The sequence below is a fragment of the Streptomyces purpureus genome, from assembly GCF_014648195.1.
GTDB classification, from domain to species: domain Bacteria; phylum Actinomycetota; class Actinomycetes; order Streptomycetales; family Streptomycetaceae; genus Streptomyces; species Streptomyces purpureus.
In genome coordinates, this window is the sequence record NZ_BMQQ01000005.1 from 189,682 (window position 1) to 208,811 (window position 19,130).

Below are 19,130 nucleotides of genomic sequence, written 5' to 3' on the forward strand. Positions count from 1 at the left end.
TGGCCCGATTGCGCATATGCCAAAACGCCTGCCTCGCTAGAGCGCGATCTTAAAGATGCGCTACTTTCTAAAGGCTCTTTAGGTAGAGGTAGTGACACCGAAAACGCAAGGAGTGCAGATGATCGAGCTCGGAATCCTGGCGGGGGTAGCGATCGGCATCGCTGGGGACTTCCTGGCCGGGGTCGCCCAGAACATGGCAGCCAGCGCTGTGACCGATCTGGTCAGGCAACGCCTACAGTCGACCGAAGAAGGAGTAACCGCGCTGGCGCGCCTGGAAGAGGCACCACAGGACCCGGGGCGACGGATGGCCGCCGCTGGCGAGATCGCCGCCGCTGCACAGAGCGACCGCTCGTACGCTCAGGCCCTCAACGACGCGGTCGGCCTTTACCACAAGGCCGCAAACCAGGGCACCGCAACCTCCGGGTCACCTCACCACCAAGTCAACATCAACGGCGGCGGCGTCTCCGGGAAGGGCGCCCAGGTCGCCGGAGGCAACATCGACAGCTCGAAGCGGTCAAACCGATTCGGGATCGGCGGCTCCACCTGGTTGCTTCTACTGCTGGGCGGTGTGGTGGCCGGCGGCGTGATCTACGTGACATCGGGGGAGGACAGCGACTCCCTTCTCCCGGGGCTCGGCTCCCCAGGTGCGACTCAGGGCGTCGCCTCCGTGGGGGCTGCACCTGGCGAGGACGGTGTGCGCGAGACATGGACGGCGTATGCCAAGGCGATCTCCGGCAGAGATGCGACCACGGCGTGCACCCTGCACACCCCTGACGCCCGAACCAAACTGGAACAGAAGATGGGTGAATGCGATGAATACTTCAAGGAGGCATTCAACAGCGCAGATTCCGGCTCGCTGCAGGTACTCGGAAACGGCACCGTGCAGCTATCCAAGGTCGTGGTGAAGAGCGGAATTGCCGAGTTGACCCTGCGCGAACCGGGAGACACGCCAGAGGACCTGGACTACATCTACATGGAGCGCTTCGGTGATCGATGGAGGATCTCGGGTGAATTCCTCTACCGACACTTCCATGACTGCCCCAGCGACCCGCGAGAGCTCGCCAGCATCTACACGAGCGGCGGTGACCGCAACTGCCTCGTCGGCGCCGACTGACAACTGTGCCGTAAAGTGCGTGGGGTTTGGCGCATGAGAGTGGCTGGAGCTACACAGAAGCAGGAGGGGCGAGCACATGACGACACGGGGGCGTCGCGAACGGATGCGAGCCCAGATGTCGGCAGAAGTGCGATCCGCCGCCCGTCGTATCATCGCGAACGAGGGCGTCGATGCCCTCACCCTCTCCGCGATCGCCCGGGATGTTGGCGTGACTCCTGCCGCCCTCTACCACCACTTCGAGGACGGCCTCCCGGAGATCGTGTACCGAGTGGCGGAAGATATCGTTGACGAGCTCGTCCAGGACCTTCAGTCTGCGGCCGCTTCTCACCCCAGAGACAACTTCGCGATGCGGCTGGTTGAACCAGTACGCGCACTTCGGAACTGGGCGATAAGCCACAAACCCGAATTCAACCTACTATTTGGCGCGCCATCCGCAGCAGCGGGCGACGCCCACGGAGAACTGACCAGCGCCTGGGTGCGGCGACTCGCTGCTGTATGGGGGCCAATCTTCGTAGAGTTGTGGACGCAGCGCCCGTATCCGGTCCTCGCTGAGGACAAGATGGATCCCCGCCTACGGCAACAGATGCGGGACTACCGCACAGACACGGGTGTGGACCTCCCGCCCGGTGCGTTGGTCGTGATGCTGAGCTGCTGGCGCTCGATCTACGGCCAAGTCGCGCTGGAAGTATTCGCACACTTCGCGCCCCTCTTCTCCGATCAAGAACCTATGTTCGAGCTGCTGATGTACGACCTGATGCGCGGCATGGGTCTCGAAGAGCAGTACCAGCCGCCGGTCCGATAGGCCGACGGCCTGGAATCGGCGCTATCCCCGGGGAGCAATGCCGAGGGTGGAAGCCCTGTCGATCCCCGATGCTCACGGCTCGTAAAGAGTGCGTCGTCGCCAACGCTAGTCACAGGGAGGCTGATCGTGTCCACGTGGTTGATCATCTCGGAGGAGACGGGTACAGCCGATGCGGAGGGATCGCATCGGCGGGTCAAGGTCGTTCGGACCTTGCACGGAAACAAGACTCGTGAACAGGCGCTCGTCGAGTTGCGCAGGGTGGCCAAGAACCATGTGCCTGACTCGCTGAGGAGTACGTCCATCTTGGTGGGGCGTGACAGCGACGGGTCCTTCTGGGTGCTACCGAAGAACGGCAGGGGTCACGCGTCCTGCAACCTTCGTCTCATCGAGCAGATACGCCCCTGAGCCCCTGCCAGAGGTACGCACTCGCCGGTCGTCTACTCGGGCCTCGGCTTCGACAGGTAGGTGCCGGCAAGCGTGCCGTCGTACCCCACGGCCTGGGCGGCGGCGTCCAGGCTCGGGTAGTCCTGGCCGCCGATGTCGATCATCGCGTCGTAGTCCGCGCGCGTCAGTTCGGGCTCGACCCACTGGTGCGCGCATCGGCAGCGGATGCTGATCTTGCTGCGGTCGCAGATGACCATCCAGTCGCGTCGGGCTCCGCACTTCGGGCACATCACCAGGATGCCGCCGATGCGGATTTCCTCCGGGTGGGTGGTGGCGCGGAGGCGAATGATGCCGTCGCCGAGCCGCGTCTCCTGCTGGAGCCTCAGCAAGGGGTCGTCGGCTGCCGTCTCCGGCAGCACGGCTCTCCGGGTCCGGAGGTCTTCGCTGAGCATTGGCATCGTCTCCTCGTCCTCTTGTTGACCAGCCCTAACAGCGTCGGCCGTAGGTGTCCAGCGCTTTGAGGTGCTGGTCAGCGCCGTGGGCCCGGCCTGCGGGTGCTGTTCGTGTCGCGGTGAGCCGTGGGCTCGGCCGCAGGCTGCTTCGGGGATCGGGGCTGCGGCGGGGGTGTCCCCGGGTGCGCGCGTGTGCCGGGCAGGTCTGCGGTGGCGGGCAGTTTCCCCATGCGGCGCAGGCGCCAGACGAGTACGTCGGTGACGTTGTCGGCGGTCTCCAACTCGCGCCATTCGATCGCCTGCTGGAGCAGTGCGTCGGGGTCGTGTCCCACTCGTTCGGCTTGGGCGAGGGTGGCGGCGAGCGCGTCCCAGCCAGGCTCGCGCAGGATGTGGTCGGACTGCCCGGGCAGGGCGGCTTCCACGGTGTCGGCGTACCGATCGCGTACGGGGGCGGGGAGTCGGCGTCCCTGTTCGCGCATCGCCTTCATGGGCGTGGCGGACGCGGTCTGGTAGGCGGCGCGCAGGTGCTGGGCGGTTTGTCGGGCGGCGGCGGCCTGCTGGGCGTGGCCGCGGGCGGAGTGCCAGCGGATGGCGGCGATCGTGACGAGGACCATCGTGGACAGGAGCATCGCCGTGGTGCCGCCGTCCTCGCCTTTGCCGAGGGCGTTGCCGGCCCTCACGATGCCGCGCGCGGCAGAGCGGAGGGCGCGGTGGTCGGCGTGCTCGGCGCGGGTGTGGGAGCGGGTGGCGCGTTCGAAGGCGCGGGCGGCCTCGGCGAGTTCCTTGCGGGTGGAGGCCGGGGCGGTCTGGGCGACGGCGTCGAGGAGTGCACCAACGCCGATGAGCTGGGCCGCGCCCGCCGCATCGTCGTCCCCGGTGAGCACGGCGACGGTCTGTTCGGCGACTTGGGTTGCGTCGCGGCGGGCGCTGGCCGGGCGAAGGGCCCGGGGGACCGGGCCCGGGGCGGAGGTCTGCTGGTCCTCGGGCGGTCCGTCCGCAAGGCGTTGGCGGATCCTGGGGAGGGAGAGGTCGGGGGCGAGTCGGGAGCCGGGGAACCAGATGGGCTCGCCGTCACGGTTGCGGTCGCCGGGTAGGGCGACCTTGTAGCCGAGTATGTCGCCGGAGGGGGCCGCGCGCTTTTCGAGGCGAAGTCCGGCTTCGGTGAGACGGCGGAAGAACTCGTCCTCGTCTGCGGCGCCGGCCAGCGCCTGGCGGACGTGCTCACGCAGCGTTTCACGGGGCGGTTCGGTACGGCCGGTGCGCTCCGCCTTGGCGCGTTCGGCGCTGGTGGGGCGTTGGGCGGCGGTGCGGTCGCCTTCGTTGAGGATCTGCAGGCCCCACTCCTTTTCGATCTTGCGGCATTCGGCCTGGGCACGGATGCCGTCCTGGTGACGGCGGGGGCTTCGTCCGTCTTCGCGTTTGAGCGTGGCGACGATGTGGATGTGGTCCTCGGCGTGGCGTACGGCGATCCAGCGGCACGCCTTGTCGTCGCCTTCCTCGGCGATGCCGGTGGCGTGGACGATGCGGCGGGCGACCTCGGCCCATTCGGCGTCGGTGAGGTGCCGGTCGCCTGGGGCGGTGCGGACGGGGCAGTGCCAGACGTGCTGGGCGGGGCGGCGGTCCTTGGGGAGGGCGAGGACGGGGAGGTCGAGCCGGTCGGTGAGCTGCTTGAGGGTGGCGGCCGGGTCACGTCCGGGGTCGGGTGCGAGTTCCGGCATCCAGGCGGCGACGAGGTGCGGGTCGGTGTGTTCGTCCCGGCGGCCGGGTCCGTAGAGGTAGGCGAGGAGTCCGTACGTGCGGCTGCCGGTGGAGATGTCCGGGACCACGGTGTCAGCGCCTCGCCATCTCGATGGCGGCGGCCTCGACCCGGGCGGCGGCGCGCAAGACGCGGGCGACGGCGTCGTCGGCGTACTCGGCCTGGCCGCCGGAGTTGAGGACGCGGGCGACCTGGTTGAGGTTGTTGCCGGCGCGGGCGAGCTGGGCGCTGGCGGCCATCAGCTCCTCGACCCGTCCGCGCTGGTCCATCAGCCATGCCTTGGGACCGCCCTGGGCCTGCGCAACGGCGACCGCGGCGTCGGCGAGGAATCCGGCGGTCTTGAGGCCGACGGCTTCGGCGGCGCGCTTGATGATGTCGAGTTCGTCGCGGGTGAGGCGGACGCTGCGGACTTGGTCGCGGTGCACGCTCTGGCGCAGGCGGGGGCGCGTACGCGGCTCGGAGCGCACGGCTTCTTCTCCCCCCGGCTGCGATCCGCCCTCGGCCGCGGCCTCAGAGTCCGGTGCCCCCTGGTGCCGGCTCTCCCCCACCCCCTCGGGGGTGGGGGCATGCGCTTCCGAAACTCCTCCGCGGCCTTTGGCTGCGGAGGAGTTTCGGAAGCTACAGCTTGCTCGGCCTTGCGCCGGGCGGTGGTCTTCGCCCAGTTCAGGGGGTGTGCCGAGCGGTTCGGGGAGCGTCATCGGGGCAGCCCGGTGGTGTCCCGGCGTACGTCGCGCAGGACTTCGGCGACGAAGTCGAGGGCGAGGACGGGGTGGTGGAGGGTGCGGGGTGTGCTCGTGGGTGTGCGCTGGACGGTCCAGGCTCCGTCGGGGCCGGGTTCGGCGTGGTGGAGGTGTCCGTACCGGCTGAGCACGGTGATCCAGGCGTCGGCTTCGGCTCGGGTGGCCGTGGTGGTGCGCATGTGGCGGCTCCGGTGCGTGTGCGAGGTGGGAGGGAGTCGTGTGCTCGGCGGGTACACCAGTCCGGATGTCCGGGCCGGGGCACCCGCCGAGCAGGCTGTCCGGTCAGCCGGTCAGGGTGTCCGGAGCCTTGTCCGCTTCCTTGCGGAGGTGCTGCATCAGGACGGTCAGCCGGTCGTTGCCGAGGCCGTGTCCGTGACCGCGGATGGCGTCCGCGACGACCTTGCGGGTCAGGTCGCCGGCCTCGGTGACCGCCTGGCGGGCGATCGCGAGGAGTTGTTCGTCGGTGACCGGGGCCGACTTGCGGGGTTCGGCGTCCGGAGGGTCGGTGGGCCCGGCCTTCGGGGACGGGCCCGAATTGGTGTCCGGACGCTTGGCCGGATCGGCGGGGTGGGTGACCGGGCGGGGTCTGGGAGCGGGGTGTCCGCCCTGGTCAGCGTCGCGGCCACCGTGCTCGGGCTCCGGTTCGACCGGCTTCTCCCGCGCTCCGGACACGGTGTCCGAGGTGTCCGGCCGCTTGGTGACCGCCGGGCGGCCGGTGTCCGGGCCGGGCAACTCGGCCGGCTGTCCGGACGTGACCTGGGCTGTGCCTCGTACGCCCCAGCCGAGGCGGGTATCCGGACGGTCACCGGTGACCCGCTCCGTTCGGACGCCGGAGGTCTCCTGGTGTCCGGACAGGTCGGCCTCGGTGGCCCGCCGGGCGATCAGATCACCCTGCTCCTGAACAGCTCGTATCCCGGTCCCCAGGGGCCCCCCTCGGATGCCGAGATGGCGAACGAGGTGAACGCTCATGCCAGGGCGCAGGTCACCACCGAGGAGGGCTTCCGGGATCTCCGTACAGGCATCACCGGGACCGCGTCTCCTGCGGTTCTGGATGCACTCTCAGCCGTCGTCGGCGTCTCGCGGATGTACTTCGAGCCGGACGCCGCCGTGGCTGCTCAGGTCTATGAGGGGCTTCAGCTCCTCGCAGCCGCGAAGAAGGGGGCCGTGAGCCGGGTGAGGGCTCGCGGGCTGGGCTCGCAGGGGCTGTCGCCGAAGGCGATGGCGCTCGTAAACGAGTTGGTGGCGGAGCTGGAGGAGAAGGAAGCGGACGCCGCCGAGTAGCGCCCGCCCGCAGCTCCTGGGCCGCGGACGGGCGGCGCGGCTACTGATGCCCTGGCGTCTTGCCCGGCTCGTGCAGGCGGCCCTCGGCGACCACGGCCCTGACCGCCTTCAGGGCGCCGAGGTCTTCGAGGGGGTCTCCATCGACCACCAGCAGGTCCGCGCGGAACCCCGGAGCGATCCGGCCTGTCGTCCCGCCCAGTCCGAGCGCGTCGGCCGCGTCGCCAGTCGCCATATCGAGGATCCTGCCGTTCGGCAGGCCCAGGTGCGCGTAGAACGACAAGGCCGGCACCAGTCCGTCGAACCCTGCGCGCTGGACTCCAGCGTCGGTTCCAGCGATGAGTTTGGCTCCGGCCTCCGCCATCTGCCGTACAAGGTCGAACATGGCCGCCGCCCGCTCCTCGCCGAAGAAGCGGGGGAGCATCTGCCAGTGGGGGCTCACGGCCGGACAGATCACGATGCCCCGGTCGATGATCTGCTTCAGGACGTCCTGCCGCAGGTCGAAGCCATCGCTCGTCATCCACGTGCAGTGCTCGATCGTGTCCACCCCGGCCTCGACGGCCGCGTTGATGCCATCCGTACCGTGCGCGTGGGCGGCCACCGGCAGGCCGGCCCGGTGGGCCTCGTCCACCAGGGCCTGGAGTTCTTCCGGGGAGAACTGGCTCTGCCAGCTCTGCGGCCCACTCTTGGTCAGACCGCCCCCGGTCACCATCGCCTTGATCACGGTGGCGCCCGCCTCGATGTTGCGCCGTACGAGAGCGCGGGCCTCGGCTTCCCCTGAAACCTCACCGCCGAAGAAGTGGCAGTGGCCTCCAGGCGGGGTCGCGGGTGTGCCCGCGGAGACGATCCGGGGACCGGGAGTGCTGCCGCTGGCGACCTCCGCGTCCAGTTGGAGGGCGAGGCCGTTGCGGTCTCCCAGGTCACGTGCCGTCGTCACGCCGCTGGAGAGAAGCTGTTCCGCGCGGCGGCGCATGTCCTTCAGCAGGGTCTCGTCGCTCGACTCGTGGAGCGTGGCCACCGGGTCCGCGCCGCCGTCGAACACCAGGTGCACGTGTGCGTCGATGAGACCGGGCACCACCGTGCCCTCGGGGAACGCGAGGTGTGTCCTGTCCGAGCCGACCCGCTCCGCGATCTGCGAGCGTGGCCCCACCGCCGTGATCGAGTCGCCTTCGACGAGGACTGCGCCATCGTCCAGATACGTTCCGGGGCCCACGAGGACTCGGCGGGCGGTGATCAGCATCTCGGCCTCCTTGATCGTCGACGTTCAGGCGGACAGGCGCAGCGCGTCCGATACCGCGCTCAGGTGACGCACGTCCGCGTCCCGGTCATCCGCCTGGGGCATTGCCAGGGGTACGGCCTGACGCGCTGGACGGGCGTCCATCCCGATCGTGGTCACGGCTTGGCGAAGGCGGTCCGCCAGCACGGCAGGGGGGAGATAGAGGACTTCGGTGCCCTCACCCTCGTGAGCCAGATACGGGCTGATATCAACCAATCCATCCCGGCATTCCACTATCCGCCGGTGGTAGCGCCGGTGCACGCCATGCGCCCTCCAACGATCCCAAAGCGCCGGAGAAGCCGGGCGCAGCACGTTCTCGGGGTACGCATCGGTGAGCAGCTGCCACAGCGGGGCCAGGCGGCGGTGGTCACGGCGTCGCCGCAGCCAGAGCCGCGCCGAGGTGACCCTCGCGCGGGCCCCCGCATAGGTGACACCGGAGACGAAGAGCAGGATGGACACGACGAGGAACACCGCGACGCCGGCCATGAGCGGCTGCCGTACGGTCCCGCCGCTCCAACGGACGGCCACGAAGACCGCGCGGACGGCGCAGGCCACCGCCATCGCGCTCAGGCCCACAGCGGCCATCCACAATCCCGTCGCGTGCGGGCGCTGCGACATGCGGGCGTACTGGCGGGTCCACCGACCAGTGACGCCGAGGGCGTACATGAGGTACAGGCCGGTGACACCGTAGAAGAAGGCGATCTGCGGGATCGTCATGTCCGCCGTGCTGAAGGAGCCGGCGAAGACGTCATGGGGGACCGTCTCCGCGGCCACGACGATGGCCACGGCCACCAGCGCGACGACGACGGCCTCTCCACGGGCCCGTCGACGGGCGGCCGGCCCGTCGGCGGAGTACAGGTAAAAGCACATCAGGAAGTAGACCGTCAGCAGGAGCAGCACGTTCTGCACGAGCTTCGCCGTGCCGTGCCCGGCCACGGTGTCGACGCCCGAACCGCCACCCGGCATGGCCAGGGGGTAGGAGAGCAGGGCGGTGAGCAGGCACAGGGTGACGGAACGCAGCGGCGCGTCCTGCGGGGCTCGTGACCACTGGTAGAGCTTCCACGCCACGGCAGCGGCGAGGCCCAGGAGGATCAGTTCGGTCATGGGTTACAGCCATCCTCGTCGGTCGCCGAGGGCCGCCTGTACTCGCTGCACCGTGGGGTCCTCCGGCATCGGGGCAACATGGTCAAGCACCGACGACCACTCCAGGATGATCGTGGCCGCCAGCTCGACGGCGCACTCTTCCCCGTCGTCGTACGAGCATCGGCGGGCCACACGCCGGATCAGCGCGGGATCGAGCACCGGGATCATCGTGGCCCAGCCCTCGACGAAGTCGTCCGGAGCTTCCTGCTCCTCCTCGGCCTGCTCGTCCTCCGCCACGATGATGTGGAACACCTCATGCAGGATGATGTGATCCTGATGTAGGGGGGTTGTTTCCTGCTGGTAGAGCACCACGTCCATCTGAGGCGTGTCGACCCACAGTCCCGACGGTCCGGGCTTCTCCAGGGGGAAGGGCCGCAGGACAATCGGCCGCCCTCGCCTCTCGCCGAGTGCCCGGCACAGCTCCTTCACGTCCAGCGGCGGCTGGACACCGAGGTCCCGAAGCTCGCGACGCAGCCGACGGTGCAGGTCTCGTTCCACCGTCCGCTTCTGCGCGGTACGCCACCGCCCCAAGCGCCGACGGCTCAGTCCGCCCTGCGCCGGCACCTTGTGTTCAGTCGTGTCGCGGTCAGTTCTTCCCGGCCACATCAGTAATCCCCTTCGCACCAGCCGTGGATTGCTCCGACACGAAGCCGGGCGACGGCCGCGCCCATTTCGACCATGTCCAGTCCCGCCGCACAGCGCAGCCGAAAGTGATCACGGGCATCGAGGGCAGTACGTCGATCCAGGCCGCGAATGACCTGATCCGTGAACCACACAGGCGCGCGCCCAAGACTCCTCAGACACCGAAGTCACTGACGCGAACGGGCAATGACACGACGCAAAGCATCCCGGGCAGGCTCTGGGGACGTCATCGGACACTACGCGAAGCCGCATCAAGATCCGGCCGGAAGACACCTACCGGGCCACGGCGGCACCGATGCACCAAATCGCACTAAATCAGCACACAGAGTTGTAGATCATGCTTTTGAGCTGGCAGTTCTCGCGAGCGACGCGACCACGCCAGGCACCTCAAGAGGGGTTGCCTTCGTTACCGATCCGAGATGCCTCCATCGGGAGCGAATACGTCAAATAGGCATATCCAGCACCAAAAACCCTGCCCTTCATGACGAGGGGAGGGTGTGGCCACGACCACTTTCGGACAGTCGGGACGTCACTCACGATTAGACTTCCGGGCATGCACGCCGAGATACACCGCAAAGGAACTGACTACCTGGAGTTCTGGAATGAGTACCACTTGTGCACTCTGACCACGCTCCGCCCAGACGGCCGCCCGCATGTCGTGCCAGTTGGGGTCACCGTGGACGCCGCCACCGGCATCGCGCGGGTTATCACCCGCAAATCGAGCAGGAAAGTCGCCAACGTGCAGGCGGCGCTTCCCGGCCAAGCGCGCGTCGCCGTCTGCCAGGTGGACGGAGGCCGCTGGGCAACGCTGGAAGGCACGGCTGAAGTGCGCACGGACGCAGCCGCAGTGGACGACGCTGTGGCGCGCTACGGAAAGCGGTACCGGCGCACGCCGGCTCCGGACCCGGAGCGTGTGGTCATCGAGATCACGATCGACCGAGCCATGGGGCATGTCGATGCGCCCAAGGCCGCGAGCGCCGCAGCCTGAAGAGCTATCCCTCGACCGGTTCGCCGCGCAGCACGTCGCCGTCGAGGCTGCCTGTGCACGCCCCGGCGCTCGACGGGTCAGGGTGCTTGTCGTGTTCGCGGTCGATGAGGGTCAGGAACTCGTCGACGCTCTGCGGCCGCCGCTCGATTTCGTGCTGCGTTGCTTCTCCTGACGATGCCCCCGCCACGGCTCCTCCGTCGGCAGGAGGGGGACGTTCGCCTGCGGCCACTCACCAGTGAGGGCCCACGGGTCGGAGGCCAAGGTCTCCGTCCGGCTCCCCCATCACCAGGGCAAGGAGGTCCGCGTACAGGTCACGGCCGCCGCTCCCTCCGCGCAGTAGTCCTGCTGCGGGTCTGGCGCCCCCTCGCTGCGACGGGAGTTACCGTGAAGTGGCCGGGCTGAGCTTGCCGGCCACTCAAGGCATGAGACCTGTGCGCGAGGGTTCACCCCACCCAAGATCTACCGGCGCACCTGAATCAGCGCGTGCGTGCCGCTGGTACGCCACGCAGCGCCAGACCGTTCGAGGGCGTCCAGCGTTCCTTGCTCCAGGCCGACGATGACGTCCGACTTCAGTGTCCGAAGCGCCGCGACCGCCCCCGGGAAGTACACGGTGAGGTCGGCGAAGGGCGTCGTTGCGTCCCACAACCGGTCGCCCACCAAGCGGCGGTAGTTGAGGTCACCCTTCAGGATGGTGAGCGTGGCGCCCGCGAACTCCTCCCGAAGATCGTCGGGCATCTCTTCGTACGGCAGCGGGGCGCAGAAGAACGGGTGGGTGCGGACCTCCAGGCTTCCCGCCCCCATGGCCTTCCACAGTCGGCCGCCGATCCGGCCGGCTTCGCCGGACGCCTCGGTGAGGCGGCGGAGGCAGTCCACCACGTCCGCCGTCATCGCGTCGGAGACGTAATACGGGTAGGGCTTGACGTGAAGCACGACCCGCTCAACATGGCGCCGTTCGAGGAGGTGATCGATGAGGATCAGGTCCGGGATCACCTCTCGCCCCGCGTTGTCCGTCACCACGGCGACGGTGGAGGACGCTCCGGCAGGCAGGAGCTGCCACAGCGTGGCGCTGTCGTCGGCGACCAGCGCCGAGGACGCGGCCTCACCATCCGCCGACTCCTCCGCCGCAACGCGGAAGCCGAGGTCCGCGCGGTTGCCCCAGAGCGACGCGTGCAGCAGAGCCGTAGCCCGCTCTTCGGCCGGCACGTCGGCGAGGGCGTCGAGGGCCCGCAGCTCCTCCTCCACCGCCTCGCCTCGCAGTTCGGCTTGCTTGAACGGCGCGAAGGGGTCTACTCCGCGCCACGGCCCGGTACCGAAGTACCCGACCGCACCGAGAAGGCGGCAGTAGAAGTAGCTCTCCGCCCACAAGAACGGCGCGTCGTACCAAGACCGCCCGAAGTACCCCCGACCCCAGTCCGCCCAACGCTCGAAGTCGTGGTCTTCGAGGGCCAGGGGCTCGACGACGCCGTTGGTGATCTCGTCCAGCAGGGCGTCGAGGGCCTCGTGCTGTCGGCGGCCGTACGGGAAGGCGTCTCGAACCTGCCGGATGAGGGCAGGGTGGCGCTTGGCCAGCACACCCCAGGCGAACGAGCCGGGCTCGCTACCCAGGACGACCGGAGCACCAGCTGGGCCGGCGTCGCGAACGGCCTCTGCGCCCGAGACACGGGAGGTCTTCTCTGTCATGGTGTCCAGGCCCTTTCGCATGTCGCTCACGTGGCCATGATCCCGGGGGGATGCTCGCTGTCAGTCCAGCCCGCCGGTGGCTTCGAGGTGAGCGAGGAAGGTGGCCACGAGGCGTGGACGGGGGACGTGGGGGACGAGCGCGTCGGGCAGGTCGGCTTCCAGGCCCCACTCCGTGTTGAAGGTGATGCTGCTGCCGTCCGGGACGACGCTGCCCCACAGCCACCGGACGAACTCCGCTGCGGCATGGGCCGTGCAGTCCTCGACGGCGATGCCTTCCGGGGACAGCTTGGCCATGCCCTCCAGCTCCTCCTCGCCGACCGTGATGCCGAAGTGCATGACGGACCCGCGAACGGGGCCTTCGTCCCCCGCGTCAATACGGACGAACGTATCCGTCTCCCGCTCGCGCAGCTTGGCCTCGATCCCCTCGTAGGTCAGGCCCCATGTGGAACCCTCGGCAGGGCCGAAGACGTACATGGTGCGGAGTTCGGCCAGTTCGGACGCGTCCACGCGCTCGCTCCTCATCGTGTGCTGCCATTGGTCAGGGTACGTATCGGGCGTAGCCCTTGACGCCGTAGGCGGCCATCATCACGCGCCAGTAGGCCACGGAATCGGCGTTGTTGGTGACCGTCTCCACGCCCCGCATTTCCTTGTTGCGCGGGTCGTTGAGAGCGGCGTTGTACTTCGTGAGCTCCTTGCGGTCCTTGTCGTAGAGGAAGTCCTTCTTGGCGGACTGGTGGTTCGCGCGGAGTTCGTCGAGCGAGCGGTAGCACGGCTTGTTCGGGTTGTTGACGTACTTGGCCTCGATCGCCATGCCGTCGCGGTCACGGAAGCCGTCGACCATCAGGGTGCTGTTGGCGCTGATGCCGAGCGGGATGGGGACCTCGTACTCGGGGTATCCGGCGACCCGCTTCTGGTAGGCGACCTCTGCGGGCTTCCCGCCGGACACGTCTCCGGCCCGCAGAGAGTTCAACCAGGTCTGGAAGTTCTGCTGCTCAGGGGCAGTAAGGGGTGGGAAGCGCGGGTCCGGCGGCGTCGGCGGGGCCATCGGCTGGACGCGAGGTCCGTTCGGCGGGCGGTAGCCCACTGGGACCAGGAGGGGCACCCGGATCAGCGGCGCGAGGAAGGGCGGCAGGGACGGAACGGGCAGGAAGCCGCCCCCGTCCGGCTGCGGCATGGGGACCTTGGCCTGCGAGCTGTCGAGCGCCGGCGGGATGTTCCCCAGGCGCGCGATGCGCATGTCGCCGGTGACGAGCTCGTGCAGCCCTCCGTCATGTCCCTCGCCACCGAACTGCGGTCGTTCCCAGATGGCGAGCGGCTCGCCGAAGAGGGGGCTTTCCTCATCCGGGATCTTCTTCAGCGCCGTTTCGATGTGATCCGCGTACGCGTCGCAGGCGTGGGCGATCATCCGGCAGGCGGACGGTAGATTCGCCATCAGGGTCTCGTCCTCGCCGACCTCGGAGGGAGGCGGAGTCTTGCCGACGAACACGGTGAAGAAGGTCTGGACGGCTGCGGCGGTCTCGCCGAGCTGCTGGGCGGTCGCGATGCGCCAGGCGCTGTCGGAGTCCCAGTACGCGTCGTCCAGGATGCCCGCCGCCGAACGCCAGGCGTTGGCCGTCTTGCGGAGCTTGTCCCGCTGGCCGTGAAAGCGCGAGCTGAGCAGGTACTGGTCGGTCCAGCTCGTCTCGCCGACGACCTCGGGAAGTTCCTCGGCTTTGTGGCTGGCCCGCGGATTGCAGTCCGGCCTCGACGGCTGCGCCCCGATGTCCGGCGCCACGCTCTGGCCGAGCAGGGACGCGGCGATCGCGCTCTCCTGCTTGAGAAAGTCCTCGGTGGCCTTCAGCATGGCGCCCGCACCGTTCGCCATCACCTGGTGAGCGAGGCCAGCCGCCTCGAAGACGGTCTTCACGGCCGGCTTGTACACGGCGGCGAAGGCTCGGCCGGCATTGTCGTCACCCGCCATCCCGCCATGAGCGCTGAGCTCCGTGAACAGCAGACCCAGCATGTCGTAGATCAGGTCCCGCAGCCGCACCATGGACCACGAAGCGTTGACGTAGTTCCCGGCCTTGTGTTGAAGATTCAAGACTCCCCCGTGCCCTCGGCCACCAGGCTGTTCGATGGACCGTACACGTTGGCGAGGGGAGGAGCTCCGCCGCACCGGGCACGTGGAGCATCTGTGGCCGATTCCTGCCGGCGGCGGGCTTGACCGCTGCCATCGTGGGCTTCTGATGCGCTGTCAAGCCGCCGGAGCGACTCATTCCCGAAACGCGATGCCCGAGTGCCGTCAGCGTCACTCCCGTCGGACGGGTCTGGCAACGCTTGGGCCAGCACGATCCAGGCGGCCTTGGCGCCACGTTCCGTGACGTGGAACCCCCACTGCCCCTGGGCCAGCTCGTTCACGATGCGCAGGCCCCGTCCACGCTCAACGAGCAACCCGCTCGCTCCCTCGGCCGGTTCGGTGTCCGGCGCGGGCGTGGCACCGAGGTAGAGGCCCGTGGGGAGCAGAGGATCCCCGTCATGGATCTCGCAGATGTACCTCCCGGCGGCCGAGCGGACGTGTACCTCGTACGGGCCGCACGCGTGCTCGTGCGCGTTCGCCACGAGCTCCGAGATGGCCAGGACGCCGTCACTGATGACGTCCCCGGACAGGCCCAGGTCCTTGAGGACACGTCGCAGAACCGCGCGGGCTTCGCCGGTCGGGTTGGGAGTGCGGTCGGTCCAGCGGTACACGAGGCCGAGAGCGGCGGATGGCGCGCTGATCATCGGGCGACGGACCTCCTGTGGGTGACAGCGATGGCCTCCTCCCGGGGCTGCGATGTGGTCGCGGAACTGCGGCGCGTACGCCGCTGAGAGGCGTACGGCAGCGGGGATCACCCTGGCTTCGGGCGCGCGGCCCCGGGAGGATCGTGGCTCAGGCACCAGCCACGAGGCCGGTCGCGAGTCACACACTCAACGATGGATGCCGGTGTCCCTGATGCTCATGGGCGTTTATGAGCGCGGGGACGGGCGGGCAACACGGCGCTCCAGCGAGCCGTCGACCCGCCGCCGGCCTTCGCCTTCGCCCGTCTGGTCACTGGGAGTATGGGCGGGTGAGTGCTGACGTGTTGGGACGCTGGGTGCCGGATCGTCCCGAGGATGTGGCTGCGGTCTTCGCCAAGGCGGTCTTCCCGTGGTGGATCGCCGGTGGGTACGCGATCGAACTCGCGGTCGGCCGCGAGCTGCGCGCGCACGGCGATCTCGACGTCCTCGTCCTCCGGCGTGACCAAGCCCGCGTACAAGATCTCCTGGCCGACTGGGACCTGTACGTGGCGGATCCGCCCGGCCAGGGGGAGTTGCGACCGTGGCGTCCTGGAGAGGTCCTTCGGCCGCCGCTGCACGACATCTGGTGCCGCCGCACGCCGGAGGCACCTTGGTCGGTGCAGCTCATGCTGGACGAGTCCGAGGGCACCCAGTGGGTCTCGCGGCGCACCCCGGAGATCCGGCTCCCGATCGACCGGCTCGGGCGGACGAGCGAGACGGGTATCCCGTATCTCGCGCCCGAGGTGCAGCTCTTCTACAAGGCGAAGGCGACCCGGGACAAGGACGAGACCGACTTCGAAGCGGTGCTGCCGCTGCTCGAGGCTCCGGCACGCGCCTGGCTGGCGGACGCGATCAAGGTGATCGCACCCACTCACCACTGGCTCCGTCGGCTCCTACCGGTCAGCCGAACGTGAGCAGCGGGACGTCGTAGAGGTCGGGGTCCCGGGGCCGGGTCATCGTGGGCGACGTGACCTCCACGATCAGCAGCTCGCTGAGGAACTGGACCTTGGCGCTGAGGAGATGGCTCGTGCGGCCGTCGGCCGACTGGGCCTTGAGGCCGGCGGAGACATGGATGTGCGGGAGTATCCCGCCGGTGGCGGGATCGTGGGCAAGGGTGCCCGCGCCGAACGCCTCGACGTTGGTGACGTACGTCTTCGCCCAGACCGGGGCGTCCGGGTCGGCGAGCTTCTCGCAGGCGCCCACGATCTCGGCCTCCGCGAAGGCCCCGATGAACGAGGGGATGTAGCCCTGTCGTACACCGTTGTCCCGGCAGAAGGTGGACAGCGCCTCGAAGAAGTCCTCTCCGTGGTCGAACGTAACGCCGAAGGTACGGCCGACGGTCAGCTCGTGAGCACGCATGTGCGGGTGTCTCCTGATGACGTGGGATCAGCGGGCGGAGGCGCTGGTGAAGGTCTCGCGGACGACCGCCCCGTCGGCGCCTCGGGTGAGCAGGGCATGCAGCAGGAGCCGTGCCTGGTACGGGCCGAGGTCTCCGGCGCCGATGAGCCCGCGGCCGAGAAGGTCCTTCTCGGAGCCGGGGAAGCCGTACGTGTCGGACAGGACCGGGCCGTTGCCGATGCGGGAGGCGAGGACCACGGGGATGCGGGACGCGAGCTTGGTGAGCCCTTCGACGAGGCGCTCCGGGACGTGGCCGACGCCGAAGGCCGCGACAACGAGTCCGTCGCAGTTGCCGTCCCACAGGTCGAGCAGGGCGCCGTCGTCGCCGAGGGTGACGGTGTAGAGCCCGACGCGCGCCTCACGGTCGGGGGCACCTACCAGCGGTCCACGGGACGGCAGACCGCCCACCATCCGCACCCGGTTCTCCGCGATCCGCGCGATCGGGCCGCACGCTGGTGAGGTGAAGGCAGCGGGGCTGGTGGTGTGGGACTTGCGGACGGTCCGGGCCGAGTGGATCTCGTCGCCGAGTACGACGAGGCAACCGGCGCCGCCGAGTCCGGGATCGGCGGCGGCCAGGACGGCGGCGTGGAGGTTGGCCGGACCGTCAGCGCCGGGCAGGGTGGGGTTGCGCATCGCGCCGGTGACGACGACCGGCTGCTCGTGGCCGTGGTAGAGGTCGAGGAGGAAGGCGGTCTCCTCGATGGTGTCTGTGCCCTGGGTGATGACGACGCCGTCGATGTCACCGGCCTCCAGCTCCGCCGTGATCGCGGCCGACAGCGCGGTGAGGTCCTCGAAGGTCAGGGAGGCGCCGGGCAGACGCCGGAAGTCCCGCACCTTGAGGCCGATGCCGCTCGTCGCCAGAGCGGGTACCGCGGCGAGGAGTTCGTGGGCCGAGAGCGCGGGTACGACGCCTCCGGTGGTGGGATCGGTGGTCATGGCGATCGTGCCGCCGAGGGAGAAGACCGCCACGTTCCTGACCGACTCCGTCATATCCCCTGCTCCCCTGTCCGGACGCCGCCGAGCGCGGCCTCGCGAGTGGTTCACGCAGGCTATCGGGTCGGCGCCGTACGGGTACACGGAATGATCACCAGCTGTTCAGCCACGAACCGGCAGGCGGCCTCCAGCCCTTCGAGGCCCAGCAGCCGGCTGCGCGGCCGGGCCAGCCGCTCCGTGCCGACGGCCGACAACTGTGCGCACCGGCGTCCGAGCCAGGAGGCGTCGAGACCGAGGTACTCCGCCGTTGCCGCGAGGCGCTGTCCGGCCTGCTCGGCCGCCGTAGCCGAGTGGTGGCTGACGTGGCCGGTCACGTCGGCGAACGTCCGCAAAGCCCCCGGCCGCGCGGTGACCGCGAGGTGGGACGCCCCCTCGGTCCGTACCCATGAGGCGATGACAGCTCGGCGCCCGTGGGAGAGGACGAAACCGTCGGTGTGTGCGAAGCTTCCGTCGTCCGTCACCCAGGTACGGATACCGAAGGACTCCATGAGCGCGATGGCGAGGAACATCAGGACGCGCTCGTACGCCGGCGAGGAGGCGACCGCCGTCTCGGGGACGCAGAACCCCCGGCCGCTGGTACCGCCTGGACGCCGGGGCGCCATTCGTTCGAGGTAGCGGTACTTGTGCCGGAAGAACAGCCAGGTGGCGGCCTCCTCACCGCGCTGTTCCCTGGTCCAGAAGACGGGTGCGTCGCCCAGGTGGTCACGGTGGCCCAGGATGTACCGGGCTGCGGTCTCCGAGCCGATCAGCATCGTGGACACTTCGGTCAGGCCGCGGTCGGAGGCGAGCGGCGAGCCTGGGGAAGCGGCGAGCGAAGCCAGCGAGGTGTGTAGGGCCTGGTCGTCGCCGAGCAGGGCCGCCTCGAATCCCGACATGGCCCACAGGATGCCGTAAGTCAGGTCGTCCAGTTCGTACGCGGCGGGGATGTCGACCGGGTCGGAGGCGGTGCCGCGTACGTCGCTCGGCCTGGCGTCGGTGACGAACTGCCGGACCGCCCCGTCCACCGTGCGGTTCGCGACGACGAGCGCGCGCATCGGCATGGTGCGCCAGGCGTCCAGCTCCGGGCGGGAGTCAAGTCGCAGGCTGTCCCCGATGAAGGAGGCTGCGGGAAGGGTCAGCACGGGAATCGCCGTCGTCGGGACGGACCGACCGGCGGGTAACAGAAGCTGGCCTGGGCCTTCGGGCAGCGCCACGTACCCACGGGCTCCGGTGTCCGCCGTTCCCCGGCGGCCCGTGGCGTCCGGGATGTGCGGATCGGCCGTGGGCAGGAGCCCGAGCAGTTCCTCCGGAACTCCCAGTGCATCGGTCCACTGGACGAACTGCCGGCGGTCGCGGATCTGTTTGAGCCCTCGCTCCAGTCTACTGACCTCGGCCTGGTCGATGCTGACCATCCGCGCCACGCCCGCCTGGGATAGGCCGGTGTGCTTCCTGAACAGCTTGACGACGGTGCCGAGTTCCCATGCGGCCACGGCACGCCGGACCGTCGGATCACGCCAGAAGGCCGGGTCGGCCCGTCGGGCAGCCGGCCCGTCCTGGCACGAGGCGCATCGGGTACCGGCGTTGAAGCGACTGAGAAGGGCACCGCAGCGCGTACACCGCCGCTGTCCGCTGTCGACCATGGTCGGCATTCTCCCTCGCCCTGCGACGCCCGGACACGTTCCGCTGGTGGGGCTCATAAACACTCATAG

21 protein-coding genes are annotated in these 19,130 nt (G+C 69.1%); 5 read left to right on the plus strand and 16 right to left on the minus strand.

Going from position 1 to position 19,130, the window contains the following annotated elements; genetic code table 11:
- Window positions 1-118: 118 nt before the first annotated feature.
- Together IEZ01_RS09495 and IEZ01_RS09500 are read left to right on the plus strand one after the other, a co-directional pair.
- Entirely contained in the window at window positions 119-1,114 is a 996-nt protein-coding gene (locus IEZ01_RS09495) for a hypothetical protein (protein WP_189201014.1), read from the plus strand.
- Window positions 1,115-1,229: 115 nt separating this feature from the next.
- Window positions 1,230-1,916: a TetR/AcrR family transcriptional regulator gene (locus IEZ01_RS09500; RefSeq protein WP_229832821.1), complete on the plus strand. Its 687-nt coding sequence runs from the start codon at window positions 1,230-1,232 to the stop codon at window positions 1,914-1,916.
- 437 nt (window positions 1,917-2,353) lie between these two features.
- On the opposite strand, the gene IEZ01_RS09505 is transcribed toward IEZ01_RS09500, so the two are convergent.
- The 5 genes from IEZ01_RS09505 to IEZ01_RS09525 all read right to left on the minus strand — a co-directional run bounded on the left by IEZ01_RS09505 (window position 2,354) and on the right by IEZ01_RS09525 (window position 6,217).
- A complete protein-coding gene (locus IEZ01_RS09505; RefSeq protein WP_189201018.1) occupies window positions 2,354-2,752 on the minus strand; it encodes a hypothetical protein in 399 nt (132 codons plus the stop codon).
- Between the two features lie 77 nt (window positions 2,753-2,829).
- Window positions 2,830-4,578, minus strand: a complete 1,749-nt coding sequence (locus IEZ01_RS09510; protein ID WP_229832822.1) for a relaxase/mobilization nuclease domain-containing protein — start codon at window positions 4,576-4,578, stop codon at window positions 2,830-2,832.
- Window positions 4,579-4,582: 4 nt separating this feature from the next.
- On the minus strand, window positions 4,583-4,975 hold the full coding sequence (locus IEZ01_RS34765) for a plasmid mobilization protein (protein ID WP_229832823.1): 393 nt from the start codon (window positions 4,973-4,975) through the stop codon (window positions 4,583-4,585).
- Window positions 4,976-5,202: 227 nt separating this feature from the next.
- A complete protein-coding gene (locus IEZ01_RS09520; protein WP_189201022.1) occupies window positions 5,203-5,427 on the minus strand; it encodes a hypothetical protein in 225 nt (74 codons plus the stop codon).
- A 103-nt stretch (window positions 5,428-5,530) separates the two neighbouring features.
- On the minus strand, window positions 5,531-6,217 hold the full coding sequence (locus tag IEZ01_RS09525; protein ID WP_189201024.1) for a hypothetical protein: 687 nt from the start codon (window positions 6,215-6,217) through the stop codon (window positions 5,531-5,533).
- Between IEZ01_RS09525 and IEZ01_RS09530 the strand changes: the two genes are divergently transcribed.
- Window positions 6,194-6,529, plus strand: a complete 336-nt coding sequence (locus tag IEZ01_RS09530) for a hypothetical protein (protein ID WP_189201026.1) — start codon at window positions 6,194-6,196, stop codon at window positions 6,527-6,529. The two genes, IEZ01_RS09525 and IEZ01_RS09530, sit on opposite strands and share 24 nt — an antisense overlap.
- A 40-nt stretch (window positions 6,530-6,569) precedes the next feature.
- On the opposite strand, the gene IEZ01_RS09535 is transcribed toward IEZ01_RS09530, so the two are convergent.
- From IEZ01_RS09535 to IEZ01_RS09545, 3 genes are read right to left on the minus strand one after another with little or no spacing between them, the layout of a single operon-like run.
- The gene (locus tag IEZ01_RS09535) at window positions 6,570-7,766 is read right to left on the minus strand and encodes an amidohydrolase family protein (protein WP_189201028.1); all 1,197 of its coding nucleotides are present in this window, start codon (window positions 7,764-7,766) and stop codon (window positions 6,570-6,572) included.
- A 24-nt stretch (window positions 7,767-7,790) separates the two neighbouring features.
- Window positions 7,791-8,906, minus strand: a complete 1,116-nt coding sequence (locus IEZ01_RS09540; protein WP_189201030.1) for an MAB_1171c family putative transporter — start codon at window positions 8,904-8,906, stop codon at window positions 7,791-7,793.
- A gap of 3 nt (window positions 8,907-8,909) precedes the next feature.
- Window positions 8,910-9,443 carry a hypothetical protein gene (locus tag IEZ01_RS09545; protein WP_096627519.1) on the minus strand — a complete coding sequence of 178 codons (534 nt, stop codon included), beginning with the start codon at window positions 9,441-9,443 and terminating at the stop codon, window positions 8,910-8,912.
- 697 nt (window positions 9,444-10,140) lie between these two features.
- On the opposite strand from IEZ01_RS09545, the gene IEZ01_RS09550 reads away from it, so the two are divergent.
- Window positions 10,141-10,575 carry a pyridoxamine 5'-phosphate oxidase family protein gene (locus tag IEZ01_RS09550; protein WP_189201032.1) on the plus strand — a complete coding sequence of 145 codons (435 nt, stop codon included), beginning with the start codon at window positions 10,141-10,143 and terminating at the stop codon, window positions 10,573-10,575.
- Between the two features lie 4 nt (window positions 10,576-10,579).
- On the opposite strand, the gene IEZ01_RS09555 is transcribed toward IEZ01_RS09550, so the two are convergent.
- From IEZ01_RS09555 to IEZ01_RS09575, 5 genes are all read right to left on the minus strand, one after another.
- Window positions 10,580-10,762, minus strand: a complete 183-nt coding sequence (locus IEZ01_RS09555; protein WP_189201034.1) for a hypothetical protein — start codon at window positions 10,760-10,762, stop codon at window positions 10,580-10,582.
- A gap of 272 nt (window positions 10,763-11,034) precedes the next feature.
- Window positions 11,035-12,255, minus strand: coding sequence for a damage-control phosphatase ARMT1 family protein (locus IEZ01_RS09560; RefSeq protein WP_189201180.1), 1,221 nt, complete (start codon window positions 12,253-12,255; stop codon window positions 11,035-11,037).
- A 60-nt stretch (window positions 12,256-12,315) separates the two neighbouring features.
- Entirely contained in the window at window positions 12,316-12,762 is a 447-nt protein-coding gene (locus IEZ01_RS09565) for a hypothetical protein (protein WP_189201036.1), read from the minus strand.
- Window positions 12,763-12,793: 31 nt separating this feature from the next.
- The gene (locus IEZ01_RS34770) at window positions 12,794-14,335 is read right to left on the minus strand and encodes a restriction endonuclease fold toxin-2 domain-containing protein (RefSeq protein ID WP_229832825.1); all 1,542 of its coding nucleotides are present in this window, start codon (window positions 14,333-14,335) and stop codon (window positions 12,794-12,796) included.
- Window positions 14,332-15,015, minus strand: a complete 684-nt coding sequence (locus IEZ01_RS09575; protein ID WP_189201038.1) for an ATP-binding protein — start codon at window positions 15,013-15,015, stop codon at window positions 14,332-14,334. The genes IEZ01_RS34770 and IEZ01_RS09575 overlap by 4 nt, the downstream gene beginning before the upstream one ends.
- 326 nt (window positions 15,016-15,341) lie before the next feature.
- Here IEZ01_RS09575 and IEZ01_RS09580 point away from each other — a divergent pair, with 326 nt between their 5' ends.
- Window positions 15,342-15,965: a nucleotidyltransferase domain-containing protein gene (locus IEZ01_RS09580; protein WP_189201040.1), complete on the plus strand. Its 624-nt coding sequence runs from the start codon at window positions 15,342-15,344 to the stop codon at window positions 15,963-15,965.
- Here the strand turns inward: IEZ01_RS09580 and IEZ01_RS09585 are convergent.
- The 3 genes from IEZ01_RS09585 to IEZ01_RS09595 are packed head-to-tail and all read right to left on the minus strand — an operon-like array spanning window position 15,952 to window position 18,911.
- On the minus strand, window positions 15,952-16,410 hold the full coding sequence (locus tag IEZ01_RS09585; RefSeq protein WP_189201042.1) for a PPC domain-containing DNA-binding protein: 459 nt from the start codon (window positions 16,408-16,410) through the stop codon (window positions 15,952-15,954). The two genes, IEZ01_RS09580 and IEZ01_RS09585, sit on opposite strands and share 14 nt — an antisense overlap.
- A gap of 27 nt (window positions 16,411-16,437) precedes the next feature.
- Window positions 16,438-17,439 (minus strand): asparaginase, encoded by a 1,002-nt coding sequence (locus IEZ01_RS09590; protein WP_189201044.1) that lies wholly within the window; start codon window positions 17,437-17,439, stop codon window positions 16,438-16,440.
- Window positions 17,440-17,498: 59 nt separating this feature from the next.
- Window positions 17,499-18,911 carry a helix-turn-helix domain-containing protein gene (locus tag IEZ01_RS09595; RefSeq protein ID WP_189201046.1) on the minus strand — a complete coding sequence of 471 codons (1,413 nt, stop codon included), beginning with the start codon at window positions 18,909-18,911 and terminating at the stop codon, window positions 17,499-17,501.
- Between the last annotated feature and the right edge of the window lie 219 nt (window positions 18,912-19,130).

What these genes read in the sequence shown, in the direction of transcription:
- IEZ01_RS09495 (WP_189201014.1), top strand. Translation starts at nt 119, where the DNA reads ATGATCGAGCTCGGAATCCTGGCGGGGGTAGCGATCGGCATCGCTGGG.
- IEZ01_RS09500 (WP_229832821.1), top strand. Translation starts at nt 1,230, where the DNA reads ATGTCGGCAGAAGTGCGATCCGCCGCCCGTCGTATCATCGCGAACGAG.
- IEZ01_RS09505 (WP_189201018.1), bottom strand. Translation starts at nt 2,752, where the DNA reads ATGCTCAGCGAAGACCTCCGGACCCGGAGAGCCGTGCTGCCGGAGACG.
- IEZ01_RS09520 (WP_189201022.1), bottom strand. Translation starts at nt 5,427, where the DNA reads ATGCGCACCACCACGGCCACCCGAGCCGAAGCCGACGCCTGGATCACC.
- IEZ01_RS09530 (WP_189201026.1), top strand. Translation starts at nt 6,194, where the DNA reads ATGGCGAACGAGGTGAACGCTCATGCCAGGGCGCAGGTCACCACCGAG.
- IEZ01_RS09525 (WP_189201024.1), bottom strand. Translation starts at nt 6,217, where the DNA reads ATGAGCGTTCACCTCGTTCGCCATCTCGGCATCCGAGGGGGGCCCCTG.
- IEZ01_RS09535 (WP_189201028.1), bottom strand. Translation starts at nt 7,766, where the DNA reads ATGCTGATCACCGCCCGCCGAGTCCTCGTGGGCCCCGGAACGTATCTG.
- IEZ01_RS09540 (WP_189201030.1), bottom strand. Translation starts at nt 8,906, where the DNA reads ATGACCGAACTGATCCTCCTGGGCCTCGCCGCTGCCGTGGCGTGGAAG.
- IEZ01_RS09550 (WP_189201032.1), top strand. Translation starts at nt 10,141, where the DNA reads ATGCACGCCGAGATACACCGCAAAGGAACTGACTACCTGGAGTTCTGG.
- IEZ01_RS09560 (WP_189201180.1), bottom strand. Translation starts at nt 12,255, where the DNA reads ATGACAGAGAAGACCTCCCGTGTCTCGGGCGCAGAGGCCGTTCGCGAC.
- IEZ01_RS09575 (WP_189201038.1), bottom strand. Translation starts at nt 15,015, where the DNA reads ATGATCAGCGCGCCATCCGCCGCTCTCGGCCTCGTGTACCGCTGGACC.
- IEZ01_RS09585 (WP_189201042.1), bottom strand. Translation starts at nt 16,410, where the DNA reads ATGCGTGCTCACGAGCTGACCGTCGGCCGTACCTTCGGCGTTACGTTC.
- IEZ01_RS09590 (WP_189201044.1), bottom strand. Translation starts at nt 17,439, where the DNA reads ATGACGGAGTCGGTCAGGAACGTGGCGGTCTTCTCCCTCGGCGGCACG.